13 protein-coding genes are annotated in these 12180 nt (G+C 70.2%); 5 read left to right on the forward strand and 8 right to left on the reverse strand.

Annotation, left to right across the window (positions count from 1 at the left end):
• Position 1: 1 nt before the first annotated feature.
• The 5 genes from ACQPYZ_RS25120 to ACQPYZ_RS25140 all read right to left on the reverse strand — a co-directional run bounded on the left by ACQPYZ_RS25120 (position 2) and on the right by ACQPYZ_RS25140 (position 4588).
• Positions 2-967, reverse strand: a complete 966-nt coding sequence (locus ACQPYZ_RS25120) for a GNAT family N-acetyltransferase (RefSeq protein WP_433160425.1) — start codon at positions 965-967, stop codon at positions 2-4.
• Positions 967-2070: an exo-beta-N-acetylmuramidase NamZ family protein gene (locus tag ACQPYZ_RS25125; protein WP_433160427.1), complete on the reverse strand. Its 1104-nt coding sequence runs from the start codon at positions 2068-2070 to the stop codon at positions 967-969. The genes ACQPYZ_RS25120 and ACQPYZ_RS25125 overlap by 1 nt, the downstream gene beginning before the upstream one ends.
• A gap of 110 nt (positions 2071-2180) precedes the next feature.
• Positions 2181-2657 carry a VOC family protein gene (locus tag ACQPYZ_RS25130; RefSeq protein WP_433160428.1) on the reverse strand — a complete coding sequence of 159 codons (477 nt, stop codon included), beginning with the start codon at positions 2655-2657 and terminating at the stop codon, positions 2181-2183.
• A gap of 36 nt (positions 2658-2693) precedes the next feature.
• Positions 2694-3341: a response regulator gene (locus tag ACQPYZ_RS25135; RefSeq protein WP_433160430.1), complete on the reverse strand. Its 648-nt coding sequence runs from the start codon at positions 3339-3341 to the stop codon at positions 2694-2696.
• Entirely contained in the window at positions 3293-4588 is a 1296-nt protein-coding gene (locus ACQPYZ_RS25140; RefSeq protein ID WP_433160432.1) for a sensor histidine kinase, read from the reverse strand. The genes ACQPYZ_RS25135 and ACQPYZ_RS25140 overlap by 49 nt, the downstream gene beginning before the upstream one ends.
• A gap of 132 nt (positions 4589-4720) precedes the next feature.
• Between ACQPYZ_RS25140 and ACQPYZ_RS25145 the strand changes: the two genes are divergently transcribed.
• The 4 genes from ACQPYZ_RS25145 to ACQPYZ_RS25160 all read left to right on the forward strand — a co-directional run bounded on the left by ACQPYZ_RS25145 (position 4721) and on the right by ACQPYZ_RS25160 (position 8411).
• The gene (locus ACQPYZ_RS25145; RefSeq protein WP_433160433.1) at positions 4721-5752 is read left to right on the forward strand and encodes a fatty acid desaturase family protein; all 1032 of its coding nucleotides are present in this window, start codon (positions 4721-4723) and stop codon (positions 5750-5752) included.
• Between the two features lie 106 nt (positions 5753-5858).
• Positions 5859-7250, forward strand: a complete 1392-nt coding sequence (locus ACQPYZ_RS25150) for a M28 family metallopeptidase (protein WP_433160435.1) — start codon at positions 5859-5861, stop codon at positions 7248-7250.
• Between the two features lie 67 nt (positions 7251-7317).
• Positions 7318-7611, forward strand: coding sequence for a hypothetical protein (locus ACQPYZ_RS25155; RefSeq protein ID WP_433160436.1), 294 nt, complete (start codon positions 7318-7320; stop codon positions 7609-7611).
• Positions 7612-7646: 35 nt separating this feature from the next.
• Positions 7647-8411, forward strand: a complete 765-nt coding sequence (locus tag ACQPYZ_RS25160; RefSeq protein WP_433160438.1) for an alpha/beta fold hydrolase — start codon at positions 7647-7649, stop codon at positions 8409-8411.
• Between the two features lie 4 nt (positions 8412-8415).
• Here the strand turns inward: ACQPYZ_RS25160 and ACQPYZ_RS25165 are convergent, their stop codons facing one another.
• A complete protein-coding gene (locus ACQPYZ_RS25165; protein ID WP_433160440.1) occupies positions 8416-9216 on the reverse strand; it encodes a helix-turn-helix domain-containing protein in 801 nt (266 codons plus the stop codon).
• A gap of 50 nt (positions 9217-9266) precedes the next feature.
• Here ACQPYZ_RS25165 and ACQPYZ_RS25170 point away from each other — a divergent pair, with 50 nt between their 5' ends.
• Entirely contained in the window at positions 9267-10052 is a 786-nt protein-coding gene (locus ACQPYZ_RS25170) for a phytanoyl-CoA dioxygenase family protein (RefSeq protein ID WP_433160441.1), read from the forward strand.
• Here the strand turns inward: ACQPYZ_RS25170 and ACQPYZ_RS25175 are convergent.
• Together ACQPYZ_RS25175 and ACQPYZ_RS25180 are read right to left on the reverse strand one after the other, a co-directional pair.
• Entirely contained in the window at positions 10031-11032 is a 1002-nt protein-coding gene (locus ACQPYZ_RS25175) for a hypothetical protein (protein ID WP_433160443.1), read from the reverse strand. The genes ACQPYZ_RS25170 and ACQPYZ_RS25175 overlap by 22 nt on opposite strands.
• Positions 11029-12180, reverse strand: coding sequence for a hypothetical protein (locus ACQPYZ_RS25180; RefSeq protein WP_433160445.1), 1152 nt, complete (start codon positions 12178-12180; stop codon positions 11029-11031). Before ACQPYZ_RS25180 ends, ACQPYZ_RS25175 begins: the two co-directional genes overlap by 4 nt.

The following is a 12180-nucleotide window of genomic DNA, read 5'->3' on the forward strand; positions in this document are numbered from 1 at the left end:
GTCAGTCCTTCCGTCGGTCCGGACCCAGAGGAGCCCGGAGGATGGTGAACGTGCGGGTGATGGTGAACCCGGTCTTGAGGTACAGCTGCCCGGCCGCGGACTGCTCGCCGGTCCAGAGGAACCAGGCACTGTGCGCGCCGAGCCCCGCCATCCGCTCAAGCGTGAGGTGGAGCAGCACCTTGCCCAGGCCGGTGCCGCGCGAGGCCGGCAGGACGCCGAAGGGACCGAACCGGTCGATCACGCCCTCGTACGTCCCGTGCATCGCCCACCCGAGCACCCGGCCGCCCGGGTCGCGCGCGAGCACGATCCGCTCGAGGGGCAGTCCCGCGACGGCGGCCTCTCGGATCGCCCGCGCCCAGTCCGGGTTGAACTCCGACCCCGCGATCGCGATCAACGAGGTCAGCTCGTCCCCGGTCGGCGTACCGAAGCTGTAGCCGTCGGCCACCAGTCCGGCCAGGTGCGCCCGGACCTCGGCGGGTATCGAGTACCCGACCAGACTCCGGTCCATCGCGACCGCGTCGTACTGTCGCTCGAAGCCGAGTCCCGTGAGCAACCGCAACGCCTCCGGGTAACGCTCGACGTCGAGGCCCGGCAAGAAGTAGTTCGGCGTGTACGACGAGAAGTAGGCCACCGACCGTCCTTCCGCCCGGAGCCAGTCCAGCGCCGCGGTCAGCAGCGACCGGCCGAGACCACGACCGCGATGGTCCGGGTGCACGAAGAAGAACGGGATCCACCCGGCCGACGGCTCCAGGTCGTCACCGGACGCCGCGATCAGCCGGCGTACGGCGTACGCGGCGCCGACGATCCGATTGTCGACAACGGCGACGTGGAGCCCGGCGGGGTCGAAGTTCCGGTCGAGCAGGAACAGGTCGCGGAAGCGCTGGTAGCCGATCGGGTCGGCCGGCGCCGCGGCGGTCCAAGCCGCCGCGATCGCCGGGCCGTCGCCCACCTCGAAGGATCGGATCATCACGCGGTCCTTTCGTAGAGCAGGGTCCCGGCCCAGTCGAGGGTTGCCGTAGGCAACAGCGTCAGCGGGTCGTCGCCGGATTCGAGGGCCTTGCGCAACGAATCCGAGCCCCACAACCGGTCGAGTGACGGCAGCAGCCGCAGGTCGTCCGGATACAGCTGCCGCAGCACGTGCAGCATCTCCAGCGCGGTCCGCACCGGCTCGTACGTCGTCCGGTCGACGACGTGCACCTGGACCCCCGGCACGACCTCACCGGCGTACTTGGAGAAGACCGGCTGGAACCAGGTCCGCCGGAAGACGACGCCGGGCAGCTCGAAGTCGCGCAACGCCGGAACGAACCGGTCGTCCAGGAAGGGCGCACCGATGGTCTCGAAGGGACGCGTGGTGCCCCGGCCCTCGCTGAGGTTGGTGCCCTCGAAGAGGCCGGTGCCGGGGTAGACGAGCGCGGTGTCGAGCGTCGGCATGTTCGGCGACGGTGGCACCCAGACCCCGCCCGTCCCCCAGGAGTCCCGGGTCCAGCCTTCCATGGCCACCACCTCGACCGCGCCGAGGTGGTGGCCGAGGTGCAACGCCAACTCGCCGACGGTCAGCCCGTGCCGGACCGGGATCGGCGCACGCCCGACGAAGCTCTCGAAGCCCGGCTGCAGCATCGGTCCCTCGACCCGCACCCCGCCGAGCGGGTTCGGCCGGTCGAGGACGACGAAGCGCTTCCCGAGCCGCTCGGCCGCCTGCAGGCAGTCGTACATCGTCCAGATGTAGGTGTAGAACCGCGTGCCGATGTCCTGGATGTCGAACAGCAGGACGTCGACGTCCGCGAACAACTCGTCCAGCGCGGCGCCCTGCCGCTCGTAGGTGTCGAAGACCGGCAGCCCGGTGTCGGCATCGATCCCCGCGGCCTCGCTCGCGCCGGCCTGGGCCGTGCCGCGCAGACCGTGCTCGGGACCGAACAGCGCGGTCAACCGGAGGCCGGCGTCCAGCAGGCCGACGGCTGTCGGCCGCAGGTCCGGCAGGACGCCGGTGAAGTTGGTGATCAGCCCGAGCCGGCCCTCGCCCACCAGCCCCGGACTGCCGGCCAGACGCTCCGCGCCGGTCCGGACTGCCATCGCGACCACCACCCAGATCGTGGATCATGCAGGACTGGGTAGAAAACTTACCGAGGCAGTCAGTCGAAGGTCAATGGATTACCGACAAACGTTTACCCGCGCAGGATCGATCACTGCAGGGTGGCGAAGTACGCCGCCACCCGGGCCTTGATCTCGTCCTGGGTGAACTCACGCTCCTTCAGCTCGGCCAGCCAGCCGGCCATCACCCCGTTCGACGCGCTCAACTCGAGCGCGATGTTGTCCGGGTCGCGGAAGTTCAGGTGGGACGCGAACTCCATGTCCCGGATCGGCGTGTAGGTGACGCCCAACTCGTCGAAGCGCTTCTCCCACTCGACCAGCTCGTCCCGGCTGGCCGCGTTCAGGCCGAGGTGGTCGATCCCGGTGTTGAGCTCGCTGAACGGCTTCCCCGTCCCCGCCTCGTGCTTGATCAGCGACAGGATGAAACCGCTCGGCCGGTCGACGTACGTCCGGGCGATCCCGAAGTCCATCAGCGGCGTCAGCCCGAGCACCTCGGTGTAGAAGCGCTCGCTGCGGTCCAGATCCGTCACGGACAGGCTGAGATGGTCGATCCCCGAAAAGTTCGGCATGGTGCTCCCCCTTCCCCCACCTCTGACGGTAAGGGATCAGCGGGAGGACAAGTAGGTGAGGACGGCCATCACCCGGCGGTTGTCGTCCTCGGACGGCGGCAGATCGAGCTTGGCGAAGATGTTGTTGGTGTGCTTGCTGACCGCCTTCTCGGTGACGAACAGGGCACTCGCGATCGCGGCGTTCGAGCGGCCCTCGGCCATCAGGCCCAGGACCTCGGCCTCGCGCGGCGTGAGGCGGCTGACCGGCGAGTCCTTGGTACTGCGGGCCAGGAGCTGACCGATCACGTCCGGGTCCATCGCGGTGCCGCCGGACGCGACCCGGCGGACCGCGTCGAGGAAGTCGGCGACGTTGGACACCCGGTCCTTGAGCAGGTACCCGACCCCGCCACCGCCGCCGGTCAGGAGCTCGCGGGCGTAGAGCTGCTCGACGTACTGCGACAGCACCAGGATCGGCAGTCCGGGGACCTTGGTCCGGGCCTCGATCGCGGCCTTCAGGCCCTCGTCGGTGAACGTCGGCGGCAGCCGTACGTCGACCACGGCCACGTCCGGCCGGTGCTCCACCAGCGCGGGCACCAGCCGGGGACCGTTGTCGACCGCCTCGACGACCTCGAAGTCGTGCGCCTCCAGCAGGCGGATCAGGCCGTCCCGGAGGAGGGCGTGGTCTTCAGCGATGAGGACTCGCAAGGCAGCTCCATGATCACGGTGGTCGGCCCGGCACTCGGGCTCACCACGGTCAACGTACCGTCGAAGGCGGCCAGCCGCCGCTCGATACCGTACAGACCGCCACCGGGTTTGATCACGGCACCACCGACCCCGTCGTCGCCGACGATCAGGTGCAGCCGCTCGTCCTCGTGCGTGATCTGGATCCAGGCGTTCGTCGCGGCGGAGTACTTCACCGCGTTCGCGAGCGCCTCGGCGACCGCGAAGTACGCCGCCGACTCGACCGGCGCGGGTGGCCGGCCGGGGACGTCGAAGGTGACGTCGACCTTGAACGGGCAGGACAGCGCGAGCGCCTTGACCGCGCCCTCGAGCCCGCGGTCGGCGAGCACCGGCGGGTGGATGCCGCGGACCAGGTCGCGCAGCTCCGACAGCGCCGTACTCGCGGATTGGCGGGCTTCGGTCAGCAGGGCGGCCGCCTGGGCGGGGTCGCGGTTGACCATCTCCTCGGCCATGCCGAGGTTCATGCTGAGCGCGGCCAGCCGGGCCTGGGCGCCGTCGTGCAGGTCGCGCTCGATCCGGCGCAGCTCGGCCGCCTGGGTGTCGACGGTCTCCGCGCGGGACTCGGCCAGCTCGCGGACCCGCAGCGCCAGCTTGGCGCTCTCGGTCGGGCCGAGCAGCGAGCGGGCCATGAACGCGTTCGCCTTCAGCAACCGCTCACCGGCCGCCATCCAGATCATGAACGCGATCAGCGCGACCGGCATGACCAGGAAGCTGGTCCAGAAGTTGACCGTGACCAGGCCGCCGAACGGCTCGGTGAAGATTCCCTCCGGAGTCACGCCGACGAGCAGCGGGTAGACCAGGTAGAACAGCGTCGCCAGGAACAGGACGGCGGACAGCAGGTTCAGCGTGAACCCGATGGTCGCGTTCACGATCAGCCAGATCATGTCCCGCCAGGTCGCCGGGTCGGTCAGCGTGGTCCGCAGCCACATCAGGATGCCGGGCATCGGCGGCTTCCGGTACGGGCGCGGGATCCGCTCACCGGTGAAGCCGGCCAGCATCGTCCGGTGGCAGTTCGCGAACCAGCGGGTGGCCGGGATGAACGCGAGCAGCATCGGAATGCCGACCCAGACCGCGATCAGCGGCACCGAGACCACGTTGAGCACGAAGAAGGCGATGCCGATCTCGGCCAGCACGGCCAGGAACAGCGCGATCCACGGCTGGGCGAGCCTGGGGTACCGCATCGGCGGCGCCTGGGTGGCAATGGTGTCCATGGCTCAATCATGACTTAGGGTGAGCCTTGTCTCAGTGGTGTTAGGTCCACTCTCGCCGGGGCACTGTCACCCCGGTCGATGCGGGTAGTAGTACTCGTGTGCGGTCGGCCACCGTCCGGAAGGGTTGACCACATGACCAGCACACTGACCAAGGGTAGTGACTTCGCCCCGCTACTCCGTGAGATCAAGGCGGCCGGGCTGCTCCAGCGGCGGACCGCGGCGTACGCGATGGCGATCGGCATCAACACCGGGCTGCTGGCCCTCACCTGGGCCGCGATCGCGGTCGTCGGCAGCTCCTGGTGGGTCCTGCTGCTCGCGATCCCGCTGGCCGTCCTGACCACGCGCGCGGCGTTCTTCGGCCACGACGCCGGCCACCAGCAGATCGCCGGCTCGCGCAGCTGGCACGACCGCCTGGGGCTGCTGCACGGCAACCTGCTGTGCGGGATGAGCTACGGCTGGTGGAACGACAAGCACAACCGCCACCACGCGAACCCGAACCACACCGGCAAGGACCCCGACGTCGGCGAGGGTGTGCTGGTCTGGACGCTGGAGCAGGCCGAGGGCCGCAGCGGCCTGCACGGCTGGCTGACCCGCAACCAGGCGCGGATCTTCTTCCCGCTGCTCACGCTCGAGGGGTTCAACCTCAAGGTCTCCAGCATCCTGTTCCTCCGGCGGCAACACCGTCTGCCCGGCCGGCCGCGTCGGGAGGCCCGGCTGGAGCTCGGCCTGATCGCCGCCCACCTGGCGCTCTACGTCACCGCGCTGGTCCTGATCATGTCGCCGGGCCAGGCGGTGCTCTTCGCGCTCGTCCACCACATGGTCTTCGGCCTGCACCTCGGCGGCGTGTTCGCGCCGAACCACAAGGGCATGGAGATGCCGGACGACGACAGCCAGTGGGGTCACCTGGAGAAGCAGGTGCTCACCTCCCGCAACGTGAACGGCGGGCTGGTCACCGACTGGATGATGGGCGGCCTGAACTACCAGATCGAGCACCACCTCTTCCCGAGCATGCCGCGGGCCAACCTGCGCCTCGCCCAGCCGATCGTCCGGGCGTACTGCGAACGCATCGGCATGCCGTACCTGAGCACCGGACTGATCGCGTCGTACCGGTTGGGCCTGGAGCACATGCACGAGGTCGGCAGCGAGCTCCGCGCCCAGCACTAGGGATTTCCCTACCTGCTCAGGAAAAACCTTCACGAGGTGCAGCGCCCCGGGTGATCGATCGGTTACGGTCTCGCTCTCGGGGCCGCCACCTTGTGAGGAGACCTTCATGACCGAGAAATCAGGTTTGAGTCGTCGCGGCCTGCTCGGAGCCGTCGCCGGGGTCACCGCCGCCACCGCTCTGCCCGCCGCTCCCGCCTGGGGTGCGGACGACCAGCGTCCCGGCGCCGCGCACCACCCGAGGCTCGACCGGTACGACCGGCAGATCGTGTCCGGGTTGTCCTCCGAGCGCGCACTGCAGCACCTGCGCGTGCTGTCCGAGTACATCGGGCCGCGGATCGGCGGGACCAGGAGCGAGAAGCGGGCGGCCGACTACATCGCCGGCCAGCTCGACCGGTACGGGTATCACACCCGGCTGGAGCCGTTCCCGGTGGCGGACAAGTTCACCGCCCAGATCGAGGACGTCCGCGACATCCTGCCGAACGACCTCTGCTGGCAGGCGGGCGCGGCGCCCGGCGGCAAGCTGGACGTCACCGTCGAAGGGCCGGTCCGGGACGTCGGTCCGGCCACCGCGCCGGTGTGGCCGGCCGACGTCGCCGGTGCGATCGTGATCGCCGACGACACCTCGGCCGCACGCCCGGCGCTGGTCGCGGAGGCCGCGGCACGTGGAGCGGTGGGCGTCATCCTGCTGCCGGCCGACCTGGTGTTCCCGCGCCGCGCGCAGGCGTTCTCGCCGGCCGGTCTCACCGACGCTCCGATTCCGGTGATCGGCGTCGCCCAGGTGCAGAAGCGGCTGATCCGCGAGGCGCTGGCGGTGGTGAACACGCTGCCGCTGCGCATCAGCACCACCGCGCACCGCGGCCTGATCTCGAACAACGTGATCGGCGAGCGCCGCGGCAAGGGCGGCCCGAACGCCCCGATCGTCGTCGTCAGCGGTCACTACGACTCGGTCATCGGTGCGCCGGGCGCGAACGACGACGGCTCCGGCACCGTGCTGACGATGGAGCTGGCCCGCGTGTTCAGCCGGATCCCGACCAGGGCGACCCTGCGGTTCGCGCTGTGGGGCTCGGAGGAGCAGGGCCTGATCGGCTCGCGGTACCACGTGGCGCAGCTGGACCAGGCCCAGCGCGACCGGCACGCGGCCGTGTTCCAGAACGACATGGTCGCGACCAGCTGGGACCCGGCGATCACCTACTGGCTGCTGTCGTTCACCGGCCTCGCGAACACGGCGACGGACGCGGTCCGGGCGGCCGGCGTACGGCTCGGGTACGACCCGCAGATGGTCGGCCCGGTCCAGCGCGGCGCGTCCGACCACCAGTCGTTCCAGGAGGTCGGCATCGCGTCGGCCAACTTCTCCTGGCGGGGCGAGATCTCGCCGGCCTTCCTCGAGCCGCCGTACCACTCCCCCGAGGACACCATCGCGAAGAACGTCAGCCTCGAGCGGCTGCAGGTCTCGATGGAGCTGATCGGCACCGCGGCGTACGCCGTCGCCCGGAGCTGATCGACCGTCGGGAATGACCTGACTCAGCCCCGGGTGAGCTGGGTCATACGGCTAGCCTTGAGGGGCTATGTCGCGCCGGAAGCCTTCGAAGTGGCAGCGGCCGGTCAGTGACCGGCCGCTGCTCGGCGGCACTCAGGCCCGGGAGGAGCGGTCCGACGGCGAGTGGATCGTCCGTCGCGTGTCCGGCTCCTCCGCCGGCAAGGCTTATCGTTGCCCCGGCTGCGACCAGCTGATCCCGCCGGCCACGCCGCACGTCGTGGTCTGGCCGGAGAACCCCAGCCTGCTCGCCGCACTCGGCGGCGCCCAGTCCCTCGACGAGCGACGCCACTGGCACACCGCCTGCTGGCAACGTCGCCGCTGACTCCGCTGCACCGCCGCACCCGCGAAAGAGGTTCGATGAAGCTTCCGGTCACGTCGTACGGCGACAGCGGTACGCCGGTCGTGGTCATGCACGGCCTGTTCGGCTCCGGCCGGAACTGGATGACCGCCGCCCGACGGCTGTCGTCGGCCCACCGGGTGTTCGCGTTCGACCTGCGCAACCACGGCACGTCGCCGCACACCCAGACGATGAGCTACCCGGAGATGGCCGCCGACGTCCGGGAGACGATCGAGTCGCTCGGCGTCGGCCCGGTCGCCCTGGTCGGCCACTCGATGGGCGGCAAGACCGCGATGCTCACGGCGCTGCAGCACCCCGAGGTGGTCGAGCGGCTGGTCGTCGTGGACGCGGCCCCGGTCGGCTACCCACCGGCGTTCGTCGAGTACGCCCGGGCGATGCGCACCGCGGACCTGAGCAACGTCCAGCGCCGCGCCGACGTGGACGCCCAGCTCGCCGGCGCGGTCGACTCCCCCGGCACGCGCGCGTTCCTCCTGCAGAACCTGATCCTCGACGACGCCGGCGCTCGCTGGCGGCCCAACCTGCCGGTGATCGAGGCCGCCCTCCCGGCGATCTCCGGCTGGCCTTCGGTCGACGGGCTGCGCTACGACGGCCCCACGTTGTTCATTTACGGCGGCAAGTCCGACTACGTCCAGCAGGACCACCGCGCGACGATCGCGTCGTACTTCCCCCAGGTCCGGTACGCCGAGGTCCCCGAGGCCGGCCACTGGGTGCACGCCGAACGCCTCGACGACTTCCTCGCCGCGCTCACGCCGTTCCTCCCCTAGCTCCTCAACCACGCCGGTAGGCCGTCGGGCTCTGGCCGGTGTGGTGGCGGAAGCGGGTGGAGAAGTAGAGCGGGTCGGGGTAGCCGACCTCGGCCGCGACCGAGGCGATCGGGCGGGTGGTGAGCTCGAGGAGGCGGCAGGCGGCGTCGAGCCGGCGGCGTTCGACGAACTGTGCCGGGCTGACGCCGAGTTGCTCGCGGAACAGGTGCGCGAACCGGGACACCGACAGGTTGACCGCGCGGGCCAGTTTGGGCAGGTCGAGCCGGGCCTTGAGGTCCTGGTCGATCAGCTCGATCACGCGGAGCAGGCGGTCGTCGATCCGGACCGCCTTGGGGTTCTGCGTGTCGCACCACAGCAGGGCGGCTTCGAGGGCGTTCACGCTCAGCTGCTCGCCCTGGGGAAGCACGCTGCGCTGGTGCCGGACGGCGTCCCGCAGGTGGCCGGCGATCCGCTCGGCGGCCGGGGCGGCCGGCCGCAGCTGAAGGATGCCGGGGGCAACTTCCGGCCAGTCGAGCAGCGGTGACCAGTCCGGTTTCGGGTGGAAGTGCGCGTACAGGAAGTGCCAGCGGTCGTCGCGGGTGCCGTAGTCATGAGGCGTGTCCGGCCGGACCAGGACGATCGTGCCGGGATCCGCGTCGACGTCGGCGAACCGGCCGCCGCCGTCCAGGGTCTGCACGAGCAGCCAGTCCGTCGTACCGCGGCGGCGATAGGTCTCGTAGTCCGGTCCCTCGTCGAACTCACCCGTGACGAGTCGCCGGACGACCGGGATCGGCGAGTCCGGCGTAGCAGGATCTCGAAGGTTCACAGCTCGATAGGATATCCACTCGAGCCGGGCTGCCGACTCACACTGCTGGTATGAAGTCATTGGCAGACATCTACCGGCGCGACGGCATCGTCCAGGTCCCGCACCTCCTCGACCAGGCCGAGATCGAGCAGGTCAGGACCGTGTTCATGGATCAGGTCGCGGTCGACCACTCGCTGGCGATCGACGACGGCGTACCGGACGACGACCCGCTGTCCCGCTTCCCGCGGTTCGTGCACCCGCACCGGCGGACCGACGTCGAGGCCGGCAGACTGTCCCTGGAGCTCATGCTGGACAGCCGGATCCTCGATGTCGTCACCGCGCTGATCGGGCCCGCGCTCGGCGCGCAGTCGATGTTCTACTTCAAGCCGCCGGGCGCGCGCGGGCAGGCGCTCCACCAGGACAACACGTTCCTGCGCGCCGATCCCGAGACCTGCCTCGCCGCCTGGATCGCGGTCGACGACGTGGACGCGGAGAACGGCGGCCTCGCGGTCGTCCCGGGCTCGCACCGGACCGAACTGGTGTGTCCGGAGCCCGCCGACCTGAACGAGTCGTTCACCAACGCCGAGGTGCCGGTGCCGGACGGGCTGCGGAAGGTCCAGACCCGGATGACGGCCGGCGACGTCCTGTTCTTCCACGGCAGTGTCGTGCACGGATCGCGTCCGAACACGTCGGCCGACCGCTTCCGCCGTTCGCTGATCTTCCACTACGTGCCCGAGGCGAGCACCGAGATCGCGGCCTTCTACAACCCGCTGGTCCGGCCCGACCGCCGCCCGGCCACGCTGTCCGAAGCGATCGGTGGCGGCCCGTGCGGCGACTACGCCGACGCCGAGCCGTAGGTCCGGACGAGCTCGTCCACCCAGTGCTCGACGTTCTCCGCCCAGGCCGCGCACTCGATCTCGTCCGCGTGCGCCAGCAGCCGGTGCCACGACACCATCCGGTGGACCGTGTGCAGCGGCTCGGCGACCTCGAGCTCCTGCCGCAGGACGTCGACCGGCGCGAGGTCCGACCATCGTTCCAGGTACGCCGTGACGACCGCCTCGTCGACGTCCTCGCGAACGATGGCCAGCGTCGCGAACGGATGCCCCCACACCGCGTCGCCGAAGTCGAAGAAGCGGAACGGGCCGGCCGGATCCGGCCGGAAGACGTTCCGCGCGTGCAGGTCGTTCTGATCGAACGCCATCGGTACGACGCCCGGCAGCCGCTGCTCGATCGCGGTCATCGCGTCGACGACTCGCCGCAGACCGTCGAGGGTCGCCGGGGCGGGCCGGAGCGGGTGGCCGGGCGCGAGACCGGCGAACCAGTCGGCGATCCGCTGGGCGGCGGCCTGCAGCCGTGACGGCTCGACCGAGGTCAGACCGCTGGCCAGCAGCGCGTCGCGGACGGGGACCGTGTCGCGCTGGAAGTCGGCGTACTCGGTCACGAGCCGGCCCCAGTCCGTCTCACCCTGCTCGTCGAGCGTCGTCCCCTGGTCAGCGGTCAGGAGCCAGCCCCGCTCCGGGTCGATCGCCAGCGGAGCGACCACGTGCTGCGGGAGCGCCTGCGCCATCGCGCCGACCAGGGCGGCCTCGAAGGCTTGGCCGGGGTTGTTCTCCTTGAACCAGAACAGCCCGTGATCGGTCGGGTAGCACCAGACGGCCGCCCAGAAGCGGATCTTGAACGGTACGGGCGCGCCGATCACCGACACGTCGCCCAACTGCCTGCGGACCCAGCGGTCGGCTTCGGCGAACCAGTCGTCACCGGTCCAGCGCCGTACCCACTGGCCGTCCGCATCGGGTAGCAAGGAGCGCGGCTGCGGTGCCTGCCTCTGCTCGGTCATCCACTCAGCGTAGGTCTGCGTCGTGGCGCCAGCATGCACAGTACGGCGATGACCAGCAGGACGGCGACCGCGGTGAGGAGCTTGCCGACGGGATGCGGTGGATCGAAGCCCGGCTCGGTCGCGGCAGCGGCCAGGCAGGTGAGTAGCGTCAAGCCGAGCAGTCCGGTGGCCATTGCCGTCATCCTCGCGAGCACCGCACCGGCGGATACATCGAGCCTCGGGCCATTGAAGCGGAGCCCGCGCGCCGGATGCCCGGCTCGTTGACCCCAATCGTCGAGGACGTGGTTCGGGACGGTGCTGCGGTCGAGTATGGCCAGGCGGTGGGTGAGCGACTCCGGGGTCAGCGGCTGGTCGTCGTACAGGACCAGGGCGGTGCCGGCGATGGCCAGTGCGATCGGGCAGGCGTCGAGAAGCGCTTGCATCGTGCGCGGGTGCAGGACGGCGGTCAGATAGCGAGCGTCGTTGCCGATGACATCGAAGCTGCGATTGAAGTCGGCGCTCTCCAGAGTGAGGTCGGAGCGGGACAGCCCACCCGGCCGCACCTCCATCGGCGGCAACGCGGCCGGCAGGCTCGGCGCGACGAACACGGACAGCCTCCGCCGGCGGCAGAGTACGCCGTGCCACTGCAGCCAGCGGACTTCGAACGCCGTGCCGCTCGGTGTCTGGATGACGTTCCGTACACTCCAGGCCCGGCCGACCGGGAGCGGCAGCCGTGGCAACTCCAGCTCACGCTGGTCGGTCAGGCGCCACCCGTTGCGCTGAGCAACGTCTCTGAGATCCCTCGAGGTTGCCTGGGGCCACGAGTAGACGAGCACCACGGCCGCGAGCACGAGAACCGACAGCAACGGGAGCAGCGCGATCACGATCGCCGCGCCGACGTCGTATGCCGACCAGACCAGACGGGCCAGGACCGCACCGACCGCGGCCACCGCGATCCACCGGGCGACCGTGGCGGAGCCGGACGAGATCCCGAGCAACACCCATGCCGTCGGCAACACGAGGACGGCGACGAGCAGCATCAACGATGACCAGCCCGGCCAGTCGGCACCCACCGCCCCGGGCATCATGATCAGCCCGAGACCGGTGACGACGAGCAGCAACGTCGCACAAACGGACACCAGGTCCCGTCGATACCGCATTCTCCGCAT

The sequence above is a fragment of the Kribbella sp. CA-247076 genome, from assembly GCF_050942445.1.
Taxonomy (GTDB): domain Bacteria; phylum Actinomycetota; class Actinomycetes; order Propionibacteriales; family Kribbellaceae; genus Kribbella.